The sequence below is a fragment of the Chitinispirillales bacterium genome (genome assembly GCA_031254455.1).
In the GTDB taxonomy this organism is placed as follows: domain Bacteria; phylum Fibrobacterota; class Chitinivibrionia; order Chitinivibrionales; family Chitinivibrionaceae; genus WRFX01.
This window is the reverse complement of record JAIRUI010000084.1, coordinates 1-19,953: the sequence shown is the minus strand read 5'-3', so window position 1 is coordinate 19,953 and position 19,953 is coordinate 1. Positions and strand designations below refer to the sequence as shown.

Genomic DNA, 19,953 nt, shown 5'->3' with positions numbered 1-19,953 from the left:
TTTGGTTTTCAACCGTCTGTGTGTCCGTGCTGACACGAATATAAGCGTATAACATAAATGTCCTTTCGTAAAAATTTAATAAAAACAAATTCGCCGTACAAAAACGGTCGTTTTTATGCTGCGAATTTTGCGCTTTCGCCGTCAACGTATGACGCACGTTTAGTCGGAACAAAAATAAACGACAGAATTTTGTCGTTTTGTAAAATGTCGCTTTTTTATGTATTTAACCTTAAGTAAAGAAAAGTGTTTGACGCGATATTTCCGGTGCACGATCGTCTATATTGCCGTACTTTAACTAAATATAAATACGGACGTAGAACGTAGAATGAGGATTATTTGTTTTTTGTTTCTTTTTTTAGAAAGGTGGTATGAAGTATGAACTTCAAAAAATCAAGCGCGGCGGCGATTGTCGCGTTGTTAACTGTTTCAATGTGTTTCGGATGGAAAAGTCCTGACGATTGGAAGAAAGATGCCGAATATAAGGGCAGTTGGCAGGATGGCGCGGGCGATACCGTTAAATACGGCAAGTTCGGCGATAAAGACCTATATTGGTGGGCGAAGTTTGCGGCCGACAGTTCGTCGATTCCTGGAGAATTTGCGGCGGAAGGCGGAACTTCTCCTTGGGTTCTTATCAACTCGCTTTCTGCGGCGAACAACGGCGGAAGACCGAATTTCAAGGCGGTTACGTGGAACGGGGCAAACGGAAGCGCGGCTCTTAACAACATAGGCGCAGGAGAGGCTAAGGTGCCTACGTGGAGAGACGCCGCTAACGGAGCATACTCCATTACATTAGACGACTTCGGCGGTATGCCGTTTGAATTATCGGTAAAGCCGGGATGGGATGCGGCAAAGGAGTTTCCCAAAATCAAGATGGCTTGGGGCGTTATAGTAGGACAAACCGAAGAAGCGGACTGGAAAAAAGCGATTGAAATGGTCGGCGAAGGACACGAAATATTCAACCATACCATAGACCACACTTCTTCGGCGGACCAGTGGCAGATTTATTATCCTGGCAAAACGGTTTCTCAAACCGACCCTGCGGTTCCGCCCTCGGTTCGCGGTTTGGAAGTCGTCGGAACGTGGAAAATTACGGCAAAATCAAAACAAGGCGTTACTCAGTCCGTTTTGAATTTTGGTCCCGATTCCTGGTCGGGCGCGATAACCGATGCTATGCTTAACAGCGCTTCAAGTTTTGGAAATCCGGTAAACCATGGCATTCTCAATGGTTCGTATTGGGTTGACGGCGCTCCTGACGGCGGTCATCCTTTCACGATTACGGCGGAAAGCGAGATGGTAACGGTAGAATGGCCTGCTTATTGGACGGGTTACGACCCCTCTACGAGCGTCAAGTGGAACGATCCCAGTATAAGAATTACTAAAAAAGCCAATTACAAGGGAAACCCTATCGAAGAGGTTACGCTTCCAAGCGGACAAAAAGTGTATGTGGCATATACAAATTACAACCCCAACGCCGACGAATGGGAAGGGTATCAGGAAGGTTATATCGCCGCGACGGGAGTTCAGTGGTTTGAAGAAGGGCTGCTAAAAAGCGACTATCCGTATTACTACAACGGAGCGAGAATAACGACCGACTGGATTTCTCCGGGGTGTGAAAATCCCCCCGGCTGTCCGACAAGCGGACCCGGTTGGTCTGTAACTCAAAGAGATCAAGGACGTCCGGGTTTTGTCGCTAAATTGTTCTGTATAGAAGGCTGGGACGGAGGAACCGGAGTCGCCGGACCGCAAACCAGACGAAACGTCGATACCGCGAACGCTATTATTAACACGAACGTTTACAAAAACGTTAAGACGGCGGGCGAATACTTTGCAAAAGGTAAAAAGAGCGAATATTTAGGCTATCCGTATGACGCTTACAGCGAAAAAACGCACAATCACTTGTATGAAGGCGTAACTTACCCTGACGCGGGTAAATTTGTAGGGGCGCGAGGCGGAGCAAAATCCGGAAAACCAATGGAAGGTGATTTCTATCATCCGTTCAGATTGGATTTCGACGCGTTCTTTATTAACGATAAGGACTGGACGGCGCCTACGAGCGATCAACCGAAGTTCCTTGTGCCGAACAACGCTCACGTGCTTTTGGGAATAAACGCGATGGTTGACTCGATAATCAAATTTAACGGTTATATGATTCGCGAACTTCACGCGGTCGCAGACATTGTAGGCGACTGGTATAACGACGACGCTCCCGATTTGTGGCCCGTTAACAATGCGGCGCTCAACAAAGGCGGATGGTGGGGCGGTATAACAAAGAGCCAGCTCAAAGAACACTTGCGGCATGTCGATACATTGATTACGGCTAAAAAACTTGCCGTATATACCCCGTCCGAAGCGGTTAAATATCGTATGACCGCCAACGCTTTCAACACTGACGCGAATTTGACCGATGTCGGCGACAATTGGAAGGTGACGTTGACGCAAAAAGCGGGTGAAACCGTTAACGACGTACACAAGGAAGAAATCAGCGTTATCGTGAATCTTGGAGAAGCCGTTACAAGCCTTGCGATCGCTTACGACGGAAATCCGACCAATACCGATCCGGATAATTCGCCGAGAAGAAAACCCGTGTCGATGGATAACGACGCAGGTAAAATCTGGTCGGTATCGATCAATCCGTTCAAGACGAACGATCATTCGGCGCTGCTTATTAAAAACGGCGAATGGTTCGGGCAGGGCGTAGATGTGGACGTCGAAGGTCCTTTGGTGCATAATTCGGCGTCAAACGTCGTTCAAAATACGGTTCGCATGTCGTTTGCCGGAATCAGAAACGGACAAATCGCTCTGAATTTGAGAAAAGGCAATTATACGGCGGAACTTTACAATTTGCAGGGACGCTTGATAAGCAGTGTAAAGTTTGACGCTATGGACGGCGTAAACGTTACCGGTTTGAGAACGAACAATCTCGCTAAAGGTTTGTTGATTCTCAACGTGAAGCAAGCCGGCGCTTCGGTATTGCAGCATAAGATAATGATTAAATAATCTTTTGTCGCGAATATCGGTTTTTATACGGGGGCGGAATTTTTCCGTCCCCGTTTTTTGAGAAAAAATTTGACGATGAAAAACGGTGGAAAGTATATTTTGAGAAATTACAAATAATTTAGTTCAATAAAATGTATGATGTGCGCCAACGCATAAGTAAAAGCCAAATTTCTTTTATGGAGTTCGCTATATCCCTTATAATATGCAAGTAGTTTCAAAAAATGTATTTTATATTTGCTAAATTTATTTATGTCCAACGCCGCTTCATTCCATCTCGTTAGAATTATTATTGCAATGTCCAAGCAAAAGTACTCATTTATAAGTAGCGTAGATGGGGACGGATATAGATTTTCTCTGCCTTGCAAAACAGTAAACAGCGGATTTTCTAAAAACATCTGAATATACAACGCAATAATTTTATGTCTGTCTATTTTCTGTCCGATCGCATCGCCGTATATTTCTTCTTTCAAAATCGACAAACGGCCGGAATATTTTTCCTCTATTTCATTTATAGTTTTTTCGTTGTACTCAATAAATATTTTATCACTTCGTTCGTAATATAAATTCGCTAATTTGCTAATTTCGGTAAACCGCTTTTGCGAATTAAAGTCAGACATAGAACCGCTACAACACATAAGTTCCGCGTTCTCGTATTTCCTCGCACCTTTTATTGATCGCGGCGCTAATATCAACCTCGTTCGCCGACTTGTCGTCATTTCCTTGACTTATATACTTGTTCCAATTCTCATATTGCTCTTTCGTAAGCCGTTTGTCAGGATTTTTCAGCAATTCTCCCAAATCGTATTCTTGTTGCATTTACCTCTTCTCCTTTTTTAAAACAAAATATTTTTTAAGATTAAATAGGCAAATTTATTGCCAAACACAAATAAAGCCGTTTATATGTTCTATCGTAATATAATATTTGTTTTTACAAAAAATATGAAATTTATACCGAAATGTTTACTTTGGTTTCAAATCTCGCCTGTTCGGAATAAGATTGCGCGCCGCTTGTTTCAGAATCAAAAGCGTTATTTTTTTTATTCGTGTAAAAGTAGATTTCTTCTCTGTTTTGCGCGGTCGAATCAAAACGGTCGTTTTTTTCTTTACGCTTGTCCGGAAGCGATTTATAAAGGGCGGACTCCTTAAATTCTTTAAATTCGTCGTTAAACGCTTCGCGGCGCATTTTCAGAAACTCCATCGCCTCCGCCTTTTTTTCTTTAGGCATCGACGTCCGTTCTATCGCTTTTTGTTCCGTTAAGAATTGCATCATTTTCCTGTCGTATAAGTCCTGTACTTCTTTTTTGGATTTGCAAGCGCTAAGTTGTCTCTTTATTTGTTTGCGTTCCATTTCGATAAAAACCGCCTTTTGAAACAAAACGGGCGAATTTTGCTGTAACATTCTCATTTCGTTTCCGCTAAGTTTTTTTCCGCTTGATAATTTTTCCGATATTTTTTGTAAAAAATTTTGTTTTCGCTCCTGCGACAAATCGGCGTTGTCAACGTTTTTCACGATTAACGACGCTTTGCCACTGTCGTTTTTTACAAATTCAAAAGAGACGCCGCAGGCGCCGTACGCAATTTCACAGCTTTTAATTTCAATATTCATCCTTTACCCCTTTTTACAGAGTATCGGAAAAAATAAGCGGTAGTTTATTTTTTTTCGGCAGACCGGAAACGTTTTTAGATCAACGCCGTTTCGTAGTGCAATAATGCAGGTTTTCCGATTCGATAAACGTTAAACCCGATTTCAAACAGTTTTTGATGGTCTAAAATGTTTCGTCCGTCAAAAATCGTCGCCGGCTTAACCATACTTTTGTAAATTTTTTCGTAATCAAGCGTTTTATACAAATCCCATTCGGTCAGGATCGCTATGGAATGAGCGTCTTTCGCCGCGATATAAGGATCAATCTCGTAAAGAACGCCGCTCAAATTTTTCATATCGATTTTTGCGTTGTCAAGCGCTTTCGGGTCGGAAATCGTGATTAACGCACGCTCTTCGGCAAGTTTTCGGCTTACAAACAAGGCGGGCGTTTCCCGCGTATCTCCGGTATCTTTTTTGAACGCAAATCCGAACAAAGCGATTTTTTTATTCGCTACGGTATTAAACATGGCGCGAATCATATTTTCTACGAAACGCGATTCCTGATACTCGTTCATTTTAATAACCCATTCCCAATACTGCGCGACCTCGGCAAGTCCGTTGGACTCGGCGATATAAACTAAATTCAGCACGTCTTTTTTAAAACAACTGCCGCCGAAACCTACGCTGGCGTTCAAAAACTTCGCCCCTATCCGCGTATCCGTACCGATAGCCCGCGAAATTTCGCTTATATCCGCTTTTGTCGCCTCGCAAACAGCCGACATTGCGTTTATCGAAGAGATTCTTTGCGCCAAAAAAGCGTTTGCCGCCAGTTTAGTAAGTTCTGCGCTCCAAACGTTACTCGTGATAATTTTTTCACGGCTAACCCAGTTTGCGTAAATATCGACCAATTTATTTCGTGCGGCGACTCCGCTTTCCGTTTCCATAGAACCGATAAGAACACGGTCGGGATTATGCAAATCCGCTATCGCGGTTCCTTCCGCCAAAAATTCCGGATTGGATAAGACTTCAAAATGCAAGCCTTTTTCGTTTGAATTTAAAACACGTTCCATCGCCTCCGCGGTACGTACGGGCAAAGTACTTTTTTCGACAATAATTTTATCGGTATTTGAAGCGGCGACGATCGCACGGGCGGTTTTTTCCCAATACTGCAAATCGCTCGCTTTCCCCGCGCCTACTCCATACTGTTTCGTAGGGGTGTTAACCGAAACAAAAATTATATCCGCTTTGGCGATTTCGTTATCCACGTCTGTCGAGAAAAACAAATTTCTGCCGTGCGCTTCTTTAACCGTTTCGCTAAGTCCGGGCTCGTAAATAGGTAAATTTTTACTATTCCAAGCGTCTATTCTCGCCTTGTTAATATCTACTACGACTACCTTAACGTTCGGACATTTTTGAGCGATAACCGCCATGGTAGGACCGCCGACATATCCGGCTCCGATACATAAAATTTTCGTTTCAAATTCTTTTGTCATTTTTTATTCTCCTATTAATTTCACAATAAAATAATATTTTGCATAGATTGTTTTGTTTCGTAAGAGAAAAAACGGCGAAATACGATAAAAATCTCGCTTTTTAACGGCTTATATGCGGTAATCCTGTTTCTGTCGCAAATATGGTTAAATTCTTACTCCTTCTTCCGTGTCGTCTATAGGAATGTGTTTTTCAAGGCAATACTTCTCAATATTTTCGTAATCGTTCGCCTTAAAATACTTGTCACAGATTTCATATTCAAAATTGCGCAACGTCGAATCATGATACTTTTCGTCTGCGCTCACAATATTTTTTACGTTATCGATAAACGGGACAAAATCTTTTTCATTTTGTTTGCACAATTTACTTATTGTATCGAAATCAAGATTTTTATATTGCGCCAAACAAACGATTTTGCTTTCAAACGGATTTGCAGATAATTCAATAAAACCTATTCCCAACAATTTGTTAAGTCGTTTTAGTTCATCCAACAAATTGTCATTAATATCAAATGCGACAAGATAGCCGTAATTCGCCCAAGTCGAATTTGCAACCGCCTGAAAATAATATTCTTTAAGTTCTCTATCGGATTGTATTTCTCTTTTTAATTCGTAGGAGTAAATATTGAACGTATCCATTTTATTTACGGCGTTCAGAAAATTGCGCGCCGACGCCGCTAAGGTTAAATTCAAAAATTTTACTCCGACAATATCGGGGTGCGTCCAATTTTGATTCGGTTCAACGTGTTTTGCCTGTTTGTGATTAATAGTTTTAGCATAAACCCCCTCGTTTTTCAGATATGATACAAAAAGTTTATGCAGATCTTCTTCGAGATACGGTGTTTCTTTTTTGCTTGTAACATTGCCGTCGTCTGTTTCATTTCCCGTAATTTCTTCACCGGGAAATTTTATTTTCGCCTCTTTACTTGCTAAATAGTAAGCATATATTCCTCTTTCGTTTTTTCTTTCGTTTTTTATTCTTTTTACTCTCGCATCTCCGTTAAGACAAGCTAAAATAAAAGGCCAACTAAAGCTTTTTTCTCTTCCTGTTTCGCCGGAATAATATCCTTTTTCTATAGAGTGTTTACCGATTTGATTAGCTGTCGCCGGAACATCAAAATCTTCCATACTCCTCAAAGCCGCAATTTTCATTTCCCTAAAAGACACAACAACCGCTTTCCCGCCGTTTCTTTACGGCAAAATTAAAATTTCAAGCAAAAAAACAGCGAAAAGTGTAAGTTTCGCCATTACTGCAACAAAAAAGCATACAAGCGGTAAATACCGCTAACACAATCAACAAAGTCTTTTTCATTTTCTTCCTTCTTTTCCTAAAATTACCACATAAATTCTTTGGCATAAGAAATATGTTTTTTTTCATTTCCGGTAAATCTAATCATATACCCGGCATCTTTAATTTTTAACAATCGTTGCATACCGGAAATAGCCCTTTCAAAAACCAAATTTTTCTTTGTAATTTTTATCAATACCGCTACTTCCCAACCATTATTTCTACTAAAAACCTCGTACTCTTTTCCAATTTCAAGCCCCATATTCAAAACATCCTTTCCTGTATATTCAGGGACATTTGCAATCTGTAACGCTTCTAATAATTTACCGTTTAATCTCAACAATTTATCACTTCGTTTTTTATATTCCTTTGCATACTGTTGAATTTCATTTCTGATACTCAACATTTTATTTCTTTTTTCTTCATCGTATTCTTTAAATAACTCCAAATCGTCTTTATCGTAATTATACAAGCCATAGTCACACAAAACCGCTTCAATCATATCATTTTCGTCCATTATGTTTTTTATGTCGTCGTCGTTATCGTAATATATTTTTGAGTAAATCGCATGAATAGCATTTATTTCATTATAAAGGCTACTTAATGTTTGGGCTGTTTTAAACCCTAATGCTAATTGTCCTTTTGTTGATTTGTCAAATTCTTGCATTTTTTGTTCAAGTAGTTGTTCGTTTGATTCTTTTTTCAAGTAATAACATGGATATGGATTTTTATACTGAAGCGGCTTTTTTACCACTTCGGTAATTTCGTCCATTATTTCCCAAATTTGCTGTTTTGTCGCTTCCATTATTTCATCTCCCTGCTATTCACACTTTTTATATTCTCTAACTTTGCAAATATAGTCCATACGATGAACAATTCTGTCAAAATCAGTATTGAAATACGATACGGCGACTGAATCTACATCATCAACAAAGTAATAATGATTTGGATTTTTCTTGTTTAGTTTTTGCGCTTTTTTGCTTGCACGCCGCCGCCCGTACGGTGAAGCGTCGCCATAAAGTCCGTATTCTGCAACTAAACACAATTTTACGCCGTCATTCTCTCTGTATTTATCCGCCGGATATATTTGCGCTTGCGGTTTAACTACATCGCCTATAATTGAAGAAGCGAACAACGCCAATAAAATCAAAAACACCTTTTTCATAACATTACCCTTAAGAATCAAAAAGTTATACAAAAAACGCTATGCTTGTTACCGAATCTAAAATCTTATGAATAAAGGAAGAAAAGAACTTGACAGCGGTAAATATCTGAAAAGGCTGCTCTGCCTATAATCATAATTTACCACAAAAACGACCATGTACCTATTAACTATATGCTAATGAGCAACAAAGCAGAACAACCCAAAAGGATTGATTTGTTGCTAATAGCAAATAAACTAAGGTTTGTTGAAATACAATTTAACAGGTATTTCACAAGCCGTTTTTGTGGTATTGGTAAAATAATATTTATTTCATCGGCAATACAAATATTTCCCGTTTATTTGGCAACTTTAATTAAAAACTTAAATTCAGATTTTATACTGTCTAATGGATATAAACATTAAGTTCTAGTATATATTATTTTATACGGTAATTATTTTCAAGTAAAAGGAGCGAAATTAACGTTATCCGATAAAATTTATACCGATACGGCGTTTGCAAAAAATACCCGCCATAATCTTTTGCAAAATTCGACTCAGATTAAAGAAAAGATCCGCAGTCTTTCCGCAGAAATAGGATTTGACGACTGCGGATTTGCGAAAGTCTGCGAAGTTGAAAGCGAATACCGGCGATTTTTTGAAAATTGGCTTGAAAACGGCTTTAACTCGAAAATGGAATGGATTAAAAAAAACGTCGATATTCGTTTTAATCCGAAACTGCTTTTGGAAAACGCAAAAAGCGTTATCGTCGTTTTACAAAGCCACAATTTTCTGGTAACTCCGCAAAAAAACAAAGTCGCACGTTACCTTTTGCAGGAGGATTATCACGTTTCTATGCGTAAGAAATTAAGAATCTTATCGCAAAAAATAAACGAAATTCTACCGGACACAAATTCGAGGATTTGCGTCGATTCCGCTCCGATTCTTGAAAAATATTGGGCGCAAAAAGCAAAACTCGGGTTTGTAGGCAAAAACACGCTTTTTATTTCAAACAAAATAGGCTCGTTTTGTAACATTGCGGTTTTACTTATTGATAAGGAACTTGAAATTGAAGAAAGTCATAAAAATTCGCAAGAAAATTCGTGCGGAAATTGCAATAAGTGTATAAAATCCTGTCCGACAGGCGCACTTGTCGAAAACTACACGTTAGATTGCAATAAGTGCATTTCCTATCAAAATAATTATAAAGTCGATGAGAATTTTGATTGTTTCGGTTATGTTCAGGGCTGCGATATTTGTCAGGAAGTCTGTCCGAAAAACGCCGCGTTTCAAATTTAAAATATTTTTAGAAATACTCACTAACTCATCACAATGTATTGACGAAAAACGCTTAACTCCTTCGTCAATATCAACAGAAATTTGAGTGGAAAGTCCATCTCCCCAAACAATCCTTGACTAAGTAAGTTTTGACTTGAACTTTTTATTTATTTTTTCGAAAACTATGACAAAAAACCCCAAAAAAAGAATCAAATAAGTTATCGTGTTAAAGGTAATGTACGAAAACGCCTGTTCTTTCGTTTGGTTTATTACGTTAAAAAACAATATAAGCAACCCCTCGCGTATTCCGGCTCCGTTCGGCGCAAACGGTACGGCCGCCGAAAAAATTTCTATCAACGGAATAAAAGTCAGGATTTCCAGCGTTTTAAATTCACCGCTGATAGAATAAATTAAAATCACGACAAACAGGATGTACAAAAGGTGTAAAATAAGCGAGAAAATCAAATTAAATATTACGAGTTTAGCGTGTTTTTTATATAACAGAATCGCCTGTGAAGCGCCTACAAGAAATTCGACAAGTTTTTTCGGAGTTTTTGAAGGCAGCAGCGATAATATTTTTTTTGTCGCTTTTTCGGAAAAAAAAACAAACGATATCGTACATACCGCGAAAAACACAATCGCTGCGAATAACATCGCCCCCGAAACGTCTTGCTCAAAATATAATCTAAAAAATCCGAAAATCGAAAGCAAAACAAGCGTTATTATTCCCGTCATTCTAAAAAACACCGAAATCGCAAGAATTTCTCCGACGCAAAGATGTTTTTTCAATAAAACGGCGCGAGAAATATCCTGCCCGGCGCTTGACGGCATAATTATGGAATAATAACGCGCTTTCCAATCCAAAAGGATAAAATCAACAGCCTTTATATTGTTGGAAAACGGCGATATAAGAAACCAAAATCGAAGCGACGTGAGTACAAAACGAACAAAAGTAAGCGTCAATAAAAACAAAACTATATATAAATTCAACGATTTCAGAAGATCCGCAACCGATCTGTAATCGACAATAAATACGAGCCATAAAATCGGGCAAACTAAGAATATAATCCGAATTACGGATATTATGATTTTTCTATACATTTCTCTCCGTTTCAACGAGAAAATATTTTATTCAAAGACAAAATATTACATAAATTAACAAAAAACAACTTTTTATGTATTGAGAAAATATATTTTTTGGAAGCGGTTGACAATTTCTCCTATATTAAGAATATTCAAAAAAGGATTGTTTTATGAGATTAGTTACAAGATCGGATTTTGACGGTTTGGCATGCGGAGCGTTGCTCAAAGAACTCGGTTTAATCGACGAATGGAAATTTGTTCATCCCAAAGATTTACAAGACGGCGTTGTGAATATTACCGACAACGATATTTTAGCGAATGTTCCGTATGTTCCGGGATGTAAATTATGGTTTGACCACCATTCAAGCGAAACCGAACGGCTTGGAAAAAATATGAAGTTTGAAGGCGAAAGCCGTGTTACCGACAGCGCCGCAAGAGTCATTTACGAATACTACGGTGCGGAAAAAAAATTACCGCATTTCAAAGAAATGGTAAAATGGGTCGATAAAGTAGATGCGGGAAAACTTACCGCCGACGAAATTCTTAATCCGAAGGACTGGATTTTACTCGGATTTTTGATGGATCCGCGTACAGGACTCGGAAGATTCAGAAATTTCAGAATATCTAATTATGAACTTATGGAAATTTTAATGGAAGTGTGCAGAACGCAAACTATTGATGAAATTCTTGCAAATCCGGACGTTAAGGAAAGAGTGGAATTATATAAAGAACAAACAGAATTGTTTCGCAAAATGCTTGAAAAACATACTAAAATTTACAAAAACGCTATCGTTACGGATTTACGCGGAGTAGAAGATATTTATACGGGCAACCGCTTTTATATTTATTCGCTTTATCCCGAACAAAACATTTCACTTTGGATAGTTGACGGACGCGGAAAACTCAACGCCCCTATCGCGGTAGGACATTCGGTCGTAAACCGGACGTCAAAAACCGACGTAGGCGCACTGCTTCTTAAATATGGCGGCGGCGGGCATCGGCAGGTCGGAACATGTCAAGTTCCGTACGAAGACGCCGACAGGGTGATTAAAGAACTGATAGAAAAAATCAACGCCGACGGTTAATAAGGATTTAAAATGAGCGATGAAGAATGGAAAAAGCGCCTTAACAAAATTCCAAAAACGTAGATATAAATCCTCTGCCGGAACAAAAAAGTCGATTAGAAGAAGTCGCGGAAAAATTTAGAGAGAAAAAGAAAACTCGCCAATATATCTTAAAAGAAAAGGCGGCGGATGGCAGTTTGGAATACAAGGTGAGTTTTAATTAATGGGAAAATCTATTGATACAAAAACGAATAATAAGGTAAATTACAAAAGGATAGCCAGTCCATATCATAGGCAATGGAGATGTTAGACCGACTAAGAGCGTTTCCCAAAATACTTCTAGAAAACTTTCTCCGTTATCGTCGCAGTAGTCGGAAATTCCCATTATTATATATCCGGTATATGAGATGACGAACGCAATAGCCAAAGCGATAATATCTGATTTAGTTTCTTTTTTCATTATTTAATTTCCTTTCCCTGACAATTAAAATACTTTTTGTATAATCGACGAAAGCAAGGTTCTAATTATCTTGTTCTATTGTGCAATATAGTATATTTCCGGTAAGTTTTGCGCGTCAGGGAATTATGTGAAAATCATAAGCAATCACAGTTGCCGTATTAATCTGCAAAAAATCTCGACAAAACGCCACTGAAAAAGTTTTTTGGGAAGGCGGAGATTTAAGATTTAAGCCGGAAGACCTTCGTAAAATTTTCAGAGCGGTTTTGCTGATGACTTAATTGCTTATACGTTTTTTTCGGAGTGAATTTTGAGATTTTATTCGGTCTTTTTGCCGATAATGTTTTGCAGTGTTTTAAGTTTCGCGCAGTTTTTTGCCGACACGATGCTTATCGTCGAAGAGATTGACTCTGCCGTTCAAAATGAAAGTATTGTAAAACGAGTTTCGGGTGAAAAAGCGAAATCGCAGGGTGTTTTGAAAACGATCGCTTTTGAAAGCGGCGTTCAAAAAGACAGAGGCGGTGCGGTCGGAAATTTTGAGAATTTCTCTATCCGCGGAATTTCAGGCGGAAGGCTTGGCGTTTTCTTAAACGGAAATTCCGTAGCAAGCGCCGCCGGCGCAACAGTCGATATGTCAAGATTTAACGGCTTAAATATTTCAAACATAAAGATTTACAAGGGTTTTGTCCCTGCGCAATTAGGCGGTAATACGCTTGGCGGCGCGGTGGACATTATTACCGAAAATTACAACGATGAAAATATTTTTGATTTTAATTCACAGTTTTTTTTACTTTTAGGCAGTTTCGGTGAAACTCATTCTTTTGTAAATATCAATTTTATTCCCGTAAGTCCAAAAACTAAATTATCGCTTTCAGGAAATTGGCATTCTGCGGAAAATAATTACAAATATATGGATTACAACGGAACTTTTTATGGGAAAGGTCACGAAAAAGACGATACGATACGAACTATGGACAACAATAAATACCGCTCGTTTTCGCTTTCGGGAAATATAAAAAATTCACAAAAAAACTTTGACATTAACGGTGATTTCTCGGTTTTTCGTTCAATCTACGAAATTCCGTCGCCGGCGGGAGTTCTTTATAAATTTCGCAACCAAAGCGCTTACGATGAAAACGGAGACTATGCTTTTTCGTTAACCCAAAAATTTCATGGCGGATTTGAGAACAAAATCAATATTTTCGCGATTTTTTCAAACGACAAATTCTGTTGGACAAGTAAAGATAATATAGCGTTCCCATATTCTCTTTTGCCAAAAAACGGAAAAGGTGAAATCGCGACAAAAAATTCGGTATTTGATTTCGGGTATTTTCATAAATTTGAAGCGGGACGAAATTTCGCCGTATCTTTATACGCTTCGACACGTTTCGAAAAAATAAATTATCAAAACGAAATCACGGGATTTGATATAAGCGACAGAGAAGTTAATCGTCTCAACGGCGCGGTTTCCGCCGATTTGTCTTTTTTTACGCCTTATCCGGAAATAATTTTGGGCGGAACTATTCGCGGATATGCGGATAAAACTAATAATTGGAAAGAAGGCTTTGTCTATAAAAACATCCCCGACGCTACAAATTGCGATTCCGATAAATCCCTGCGATTTAATATAAATAATTACTTTTTAATTAAGCCGATACAAATATTTGCAGATGCGGTTTTTGCGGAGAGAATACCAAATTTGCGCCAACGATACGGTTATTACGGCATAATCCCAAGCACAAATTTGCTGCCGGAAAAGATTTTTTCATCGCAAGTAGGTATAAATTCAGGATCTTATGACAAAATTAAAGTATCGACGGCGAGTTTTGTCAATTATTCGCACGACTTGATACGCATTGTTTATTTCGGTAATGTCGGGAAAGCGCAAAACATTGCAAAATCAATAACTTACGGAATTGAAAACGATATTTTTTATAAGATTTCCCCAAAAGTCGAATTGAAAAATAATTTGACTTATCAAGAACCGCGCAATTTGAGCGAAAAAAGCAATAAAAAACTTTATTTGCCCAACGAAAGCCGTTTGAAAATCAATACCGAGATAAAAATCGGCGATTTCGCAGGCTTTTGTTTCATTCCGTCGTTTTCGTATAAGTCAGCGTATTATCACGATTTATATAATATTCATCGTGTTCCTTTCGATGAAAAAAGAAAAGGGCTTTCGTTTTTTCATTTTGTTTTGGAACAAAAAATAGATAAAATCATGTTGCAAATCGGGGTTTATGATATTTGCACGGCGGGAAATTCACCCGAAAAAATTACGGCGCTTGAGAATCAATATTTCGTTTTGAGGTATCCGGGAATCAGTATGAAAAGCAGTGTTTTATGGGAAATATAATGTGTCTTATTAACTTGTAACCTTTAAGGAGGGTTTATGAAAAAGTGGTTTAATTTGTATTTGGCGGCGACGTTTGCCGCTTTGGTGTTGTTTGGCTGTTCAAAGTCGAGTAATGATGGGGATGGTAATGGGGGGGGTGACATTACTTATAAAAGAAGTATTGATTTAAGCAGTCTTCCGGAAGCAAGTCAAGCAAAGTTGCAGGACGTTAAGTATAATAACGGGAAAATTTACGCGGCATTTCAATACTTTAATGGTTGGGTTCCGGCGGGTAACTCCAAAATCTTGGAACTCGATGAAGCGGGAAATGTTTTACGGACGTTTGAAAGCAATTTTATGAACGTTGTTGAAATTGAAATTCGCGGAAATAATTTGTTCGTTTTGGATATGGGCGATTATTTTGCCGTGGACGGCGGAATTACAAAAATCGACCTGACAAGCGCAACGGCGCAAACGATTTTAGACGGTGCGACTGCAGGAGCGGACCCCGCAAAAATTGAATTCGTTTCGGACAATGAAGCGTACTTACTCATGCTTAAGGGTTTTAATGATGATCTCTCCGAAGATTCTTATGTTGCAACATTCAATTTGAACAATAATTCTTTAAGTCCTGTAGATGAATTGGGTGCAAAAAATTCGGTTAAGACGATTTCTTACAACCAAAACACAAACGCTTTGTGGCTTGGAAGCGGAAGCAACGTGTATAAGTATTCTTTGGCGAACAAGGAAATTGATTTTAATGCAACTACACAGTTACCTATATCTTCAATTAAATCCGCCGGCGCGACAACGGTAACTATCGAGACCGATTATACGGCAGGAAAATACGGCGTAATTTCCAACAACAAATATTCCTCTAAAAAAGTAATTGACAGTGATGCAGACGTTGGTTTTGCAGACGGAAATTTTTATATTTTGGAATGTAAGGACAATGGTAAATTAACCTATTTAACGGCAGACGGTGAAATAATTAAACAGGTACCGTTTGAAAATTCGGCTTATTTCAATCCGCACGGCGTTTGCGGTAACGGCAATGGAAAAATTTTTGTAGGTTCTTATGAGGATTTGACTATTTCGGTTTTTGAAGCAAAGAATTGAAAGAATTAATTTAAACTTATATTTACAACGAAGCGATATGTAACGTATTGCTTCGTTGTGTTTTTTCGATTTACCCGTTTTTTATTATGATTTAAGTTTATTTACGGGTAAAATTATCAAAAAATAAAAGTATCCTTGATTTTTCCAAACGCAAAAAGTATATTTGTCTCGTTTTGATAAGATATTTTTTGAGTCAGTAGCTCAGCTGGTAGAGCAACGCCCTTTTAAGGCGTGGGTCGCGGGTTCAAATCCCTCCTGACTCATTTTCTTTTTACAAAAGAATTTCAGCCGCAGAATCTATGAATTTTAACCCTTTATTCGACGAAATTACGAAAGAATCGCAAAAAAATTCCGTTTATGTGAACGGAATCGCCGAAAGCGTCGATTCTTTTTTGATCTACGACATTTACAAAAACAAGAAAAACGATCTGTGCGCGGTCTTGACGCAAGACCAAAAAAGCGCCGAAAGAATTTGCGAGGAGTTAAATTCTTTGGAGAACGACTGTGCGAAATTGTTTCCTCAAGCGCAAAACGTGCCGTATAATATGCGCTCGGTTTTTGGTCCCATACGCGAGCGGCGGCTTATTGTTTTAAACGAAATCCTTGACGGAAAGGCAAAAATAGTCGTAATGCCGATTTCTACGATTTTTGAGCCGATCGCCGCCGCGCAAGACCTGTTCAATTCGACGATAACGCTTGTTGTCAATGAAGAAATCGCACCAGGGTTGCTTGCGCAAAAACTTACAAACGCCGGATTTACGCGGGAAAGTTCCGTGAATAGTCCCGGACAATACTCAAAACGAGGCGGGATTTTTGATATTTACGCATTCGGAAGTGAAAATCCGATTCGATTGGAATTTTGGGGCGATACAATAGATTCGATTCGTGAATTTGACATTTTTAAGCAGCGTTCAATCAAGCCGATAAGTCAAATTACGATTTTGCCGATGCGAGAATTTTCGCCGTCAGTGGAGAAACGCGACGAAGCCTTGCTCAAAATAAAAAAATATTGCGAAGAAAACAGAATCGACAAAAAAAACTACGAATTTATCGCACATTCTTGGAGCGTTTTTAATGAAATTGACGGATTGGAATGGTTTTACAAATGGTTCGACAGAAAAGAAACGAATATTTTTGAATATTTCCCAAAAAACACCTTGGTTATTCAAAACGGGCCGCCTGATTTTGACAGATGCTATGAACGTGAAATCGCCAATTATGAAAGCCATAAAAGCCGCGTACCAGAAATTGTCGCACCGTTTATTTCACAGCCCGAAGAACTTTTGATTTCATCCGAAATTTTGAAAAAATACGACAATTTCAAGACATGTTTTGTGAACGCCCAAAACAAAAAAGATTATAATAATTACAGTTTCGATTTTATGAACCAGCATTCGTTTAACGGCGATTTTGCGCTTTTTTTAAAAGACCTGTATCATAAACGCGAAATGGGGTTTGAAATTGTAATTTTTGCCGAAAACCACGGCTTTGCCAATCGACTCAAAGAAATGCTTGAAGAACAAAACGTCGAAGCGCCGACAATAGAAGTTAACGCGATTAAAAACGGTTTTTTTTCACTTAAAAAAAAGATTTTCGTTTACAATGAAAGTAAAATTTTCGACAGAAATTTCAGTAAAAAATACGCTCAAAAAATGGCGAAACGCGCGGCTTCTATAAATTACGATTCACTTTCTCGAGGCGATATCGTAGTGCATGTTGACCACGGTATCGGAAAATATATAGGGGTTGACAAAGTGAAAATCGGCGAATTTGAGCAGGATTGTCTGTTCATTGAATACCGTGACAAAGCGATGCTGCAAGTGCCGATTATCGATTATTACAAAATCCAAAAATACATCGGGAAAGACGGTCTTTCTCCCGAACTGTCGCAGCTTGGAAGTCCGTCTTGGGCAAGAAAAAAAGAACGGACGCGCCAACAGTTGCAGGAAATGGCGCTAAAAATGGCAAAACTTTACGCAAAACGTGAATTTAGCGAAGGTTTAGTTTTCGGAGCAGACGGCAAATGGCAAAACGAGTTTGAAGATTTGTTTGAATTTGAGCCGACCATTGATCAAATCGGTGCGATTGAGCAGGTAAAAAAGGACTTGGAAGACAAAAAACCGATGGACAGATTGGTTTGCGGAGACGTGGGATTCGGCAAAACCGAAGTGGCGATGCGAGCGGCGTTTAAAGCGGCAATGAGCGGATTTCAGACGGCGGTTCTTGCTCCGACTACAATTTTAGCGTCTCAGCACGCGCAGACTTTTAAGGCGAGAATGGCGCAGTTTCCTGTGAGAATAGAGGAGTTAAGCCGTCTTGTGGAAGATGCGAAATCCAATGAGATCAAACAAAAATTAAAAGACGGTAAAATAGATATTTTAATAGGTACGCACAAAATTTTGTCAAAAGACGTGAATTTCAAAAATTTGGGACTGCTGATAATAGACGAAGAACAAAGATTCGGCGTCAGTCAAAAGGATTTATTTACAAATTTCAGACATTCTATAAACGTTTTGTCGATGAGTGCGACGCCTATTCCGCGGACTTTGCACATGTCTATGGCGGGAATACGCGATTTGTCGCTTATAAATACCGCGCCGCAAAACAGATTGTCCATTGAAACGCGGGTTGCCGAATCTCACGACGATTTAATAAAATCGGCGCTTGAAAACGAATTGGAAAGAGGCGGGCAGGCGTTTGTTGTTTTAAACAGAATAGAAGGGCTTAACGAATTGTATTTGCGAATCGAAAAATTAGTTCCGAATGCAAAAATCGCCATGGCGCACGGACAGATGGAAGGCGAGAAAATCGATAAAACTATGGGGAAATTTATTGCGGGGCAATACGACATTTTGATTTGCACGACGATTATCGAAAACGGCATAGACATTCCTAACGCTAACACGATTATCGTTGAAAACAGCGATAAATTGGGCTTGTCGCAGCTGTATCAACTTCGCGGACGAGTAGGAAGAAGCAATTTGCAGGCGTTTGCGTATTTTTTAGTGAAATCGTTCAAAACGGTTAAAGACGATTCTATGAAACGCCTTAAAGCGTTGGAACAATATACGGATTTAGGCAGCGGATTTCAACTTGCTATGCGGGATTTGGAACTTCGCGGCGCGGGGAACTTATTAGGAACAGACCAAAGCGGCTCAATTTCGGCGGTCGGTTTTGAACTTTATTGTCAGTTGCTCAAAGAGGAAATTGAGCGGCTTAAAAATATTGAAAATCAGACGGAACAGACGGTTGAACCAAAAATCCGTATAAAACTTCACGGGTATTTCCCGTCGGATTACGTCAGCGACACATCGCTGCAAATTATGCTTTACCAAAAATGCACTTCGGCAAAAACCATAGACGAGTTGAATGATTTTCAAAATGAAATTGTCGATAGATTCGGTGCGATCCCCGAACCTGTCGTAGAACTTTTGCTTTTTATTGGAATAAAAATTCTTGCACGGAATTTGAGCGTGAAAGAACTCGTATGCGAAGACGAGAATTTGACGTTGACGATTTGCGGAAGCGATGAAAACGTACAAAAAATTTGCTCACGATTCATGAAAATCGAAAACGCAGAATTTATTATAGATTATGGAAAAGAAATAAAACTAAAAACTAAAATTTCTCAAAACGAACCTGTTTTACAGGCGAAAATGACTATGGGGCTTCTTGCAAAAGCCAAAGATTTCGATTAAAACAAGAGTGAGCGAATTTTACATTGATTGCCGCCATAACGTATTTTGCATGTTATACTGAGCGGTATGTTATACTGAGGAAATATGGAAATTACAGGTAAAATAACGGGAATTAAATATAAGGCGCTTCTGTCGGAAGACTTGCAAACTGTTGAAATCAATAAATTCGACATTAATAAGGTTCCCTCATATTGTCTTCTGCAAGACGGTAAAACTTCTTTTGCTGTTTCAAAATGGGTATCCCCGAAAAGAACAAGGTCATATCCTTACGAACGTTCATTTAACAATAAAACAGCATAAATTATGGAAAATGAATTAACATATTGCGTGTCTAAAATAGAAAAAATGCTTTCACGTTCAACAACGAAAGTGATTTTTCCAATAATTACTTTTGGTTTAGTGAAAGAGTTTTGCGAAACTC

16 protein-coding genes, 1 tRNA gene and 1 riboswitch are annotated in these 19,953 nt (G+C 38.9%); of the genes, 8 read left to right on the top strand and 9 right to left on the bottom strand.

Features of this window, described 5'->3' with window-relative positions; translation table 11 throughout:
* The first annotated feature begins 375 nt into the window (after positions 1–375).
* Complete coding sequence (locus tag LBH98_06275; GenBank protein ID MDR0304357.1) at positions 376–2,997, top strand: T9SS type A sorting domain-containing protein; 2,622 nt, start codon at positions 376–378, stop codon at positions 2,995–2,997.
* A 107-nt stretch (positions 2,998–3,104) separates the two neighbouring features.
* On the opposite strand, the gene LBH98_06270 is transcribed toward LBH98_06275, so the two are convergent.
* From LBH98_06270 to LBH98_06240, 7 genes are all read right to left on the bottom strand, one after another.
* Positions 3,105–3,614 (bottom strand): hypothetical protein, encoded by a 510-nt coding sequence (locus tag LBH98_06270; GenBank protein MDR0304356.1) that lies wholly within the window; start codon positions 3,612–3,614, stop codon positions 3,105–3,107.
* A gap of 7 nt (positions 3,615–3,621) precedes the next feature.
* Positions 3,622–3,813 carry a hypothetical protein gene (locus LBH98_06265; protein MDR0304355.1) on the bottom strand — a complete coding sequence of 64 codons (192 nt, stop codon included), beginning with the start codon at positions 3,811–3,813 and terminating at the stop codon, positions 3,622–3,624.
* Positions 3,814–3,943: 130 nt separating this feature from the next.
* Positions 3,944–4,603 (bottom strand): hypothetical protein, encoded by a 660-nt coding sequence (locus LBH98_06260; GenBank protein ID MDR0304354.1) that lies wholly within the window; start codon positions 4,601–4,603, stop codon positions 3,944–3,946.
* 74 nt (positions 4,604–4,677) lie between these two features.
* Positions 4,678–6,072: a UDP-glucose 6-dehydrogenase gene (locus tag LBH98_06255; GenBank protein ID MDR0304353.1), complete on the bottom strand. Its 1,395-nt coding sequence runs from the start codon at positions 6,070–6,072 to the stop codon at positions 4,678–4,680.
* Positions 6,073–6,216: 144 nt separating this feature from the next.
* Positions 6,217–7,197: a hypothetical protein gene (locus LBH98_06250; protein ID MDR0304352.1), complete on the bottom strand. Its 981-nt coding sequence runs from the start codon at positions 7,195–7,197 to the stop codon at positions 6,217–6,219.
* Between the two features lie 206 nt (positions 7,198–7,403).
* Entirely contained in the window at positions 7,404–8,162 is a 759-nt protein-coding gene (locus LBH98_06245; GenBank protein MDR0304351.1) for a hypothetical protein, read from the bottom strand.
* A gap of 15 nt (positions 8,163–8,177) precedes the next feature.
* Complete coding sequence (locus tag LBH98_06240; protein ID MDR0304350.1) at positions 8,178–8,522, bottom strand: hypothetical protein; 345 nt, start codon at positions 8,520–8,522, stop codon at positions 8,178–8,180.
* A 519-nt stretch (positions 8,523–9,041) separates the two neighbouring features.
* Here LBH98_06240 and queG point away from each other — a divergent pair.
* Entirely contained in the window at positions 9,042–9,797 is a 756-nt protein-coding gene (gene queG, locus LBH98_06235; GenBank protein MDR0304349.1) for a tRNA epoxyqueuosine(34) reductase QueG, read from the top strand.
* Positions 9,798–9,914: 117 nt separating this feature from the next.
* Here queG and LBH98_06230 read toward each other — a convergent pair whose 3' ends face one another.
* Positions 9,915–10,877 carry a flippase-like domain-containing protein gene (locus LBH98_06230; GenBank protein MDR0304348.1) on the bottom strand — a complete coding sequence of 321 codons (963 nt, stop codon included), beginning with the start codon at positions 10,875–10,877 and terminating at the stop codon, positions 9,915–9,917.
* A 152-nt stretch (positions 10,878–11,029) separates the two neighbouring features.
* Here LBH98_06230 and LBH98_06225 point away from each other — a divergent pair, with 152 nt between their 5' ends.
* Complete coding sequence (locus tag LBH98_06225; GenBank protein MDR0304347.1) at positions 11,030–11,944, top strand: exopolyphosphatase; 915 nt, start codon at positions 11,030–11,032, stop codon at positions 11,942–11,944.
* A gap of 199 nt (positions 11,945–12,143) precedes the next feature.
* On the opposite strand, the gene LBH98_06220 is transcribed toward LBH98_06225, so the two are convergent.
* On the bottom strand, positions 12,144–12,383 hold the full coding sequence (locus LBH98_06220) for a hypothetical protein (GenBank protein MDR0304346.1): 240 nt from the start codon (positions 12,381–12,383) through the stop codon (positions 12,144–12,146).
* 81 nt (positions 12,384–12,464) lie between these two features.
* Positions 12,465–12,645: riboswitch (cobalamin riboswitch) on the top strand.
* A gap of 45 nt (positions 12,646–12,690) precedes the next feature.
* Between LBH98_06220 and LBH98_06215 the strand changes: the two genes are divergently transcribed.
* The 5 genes from LBH98_06215 (at position 12,691) to LBH98_06195 (ending at position 19,832) form a co-directional block, all read left to right on the top strand.
* On the top strand, positions 12,691–14,736 hold the full coding sequence (locus tag LBH98_06215; protein MDR0304345.1) for a TonB-dependent receptor plug domain-containing protein: 2,046 nt from the start codon (positions 12,691–12,693) through the stop codon (positions 14,734–14,736).
* 36 nt (positions 14,737–14,772) lie between these two features.
* Positions 14,773–15,834 carry a hypothetical protein gene (locus LBH98_06210; GenBank protein ID MDR0304344.1) on the top strand — a complete coding sequence of 354 codons (1,062 nt, stop codon included), beginning with the start codon at positions 14,773–14,775 and terminating at the stop codon, positions 15,832–15,834.
* 190 nt (positions 15,835–16,024) lie between these two features.
* A tRNA-Lys gene (locus LBH98_06205) sits at positions 16,025–16,097 on the top strand.
* Between the two features lie 36 nt (positions 16,098–16,133).
* The gene (gene mfd, locus LBH98_06200; GenBank protein MDR0304343.1) at positions 16,134–19,532 is read left to right on the top strand and encodes a transcription-repair coupling factor; all 3,399 of its coding nucleotides are present in this window, start codon (positions 16,134–16,136) and stop codon (positions 19,530–19,532) included.
* Positions 19,533–19,616: 84 nt separating this feature from the next.
* Positions 19,617–19,832: a hypothetical protein gene (locus LBH98_06195; protein MDR0304342.1), complete on the top strand. Its 216-nt coding sequence runs from the start codon at positions 19,617–19,619 to the stop codon at positions 19,830–19,832.
* The last annotated feature ends 121 nt before the right edge of the window (positions 19,833–19,953 follow it).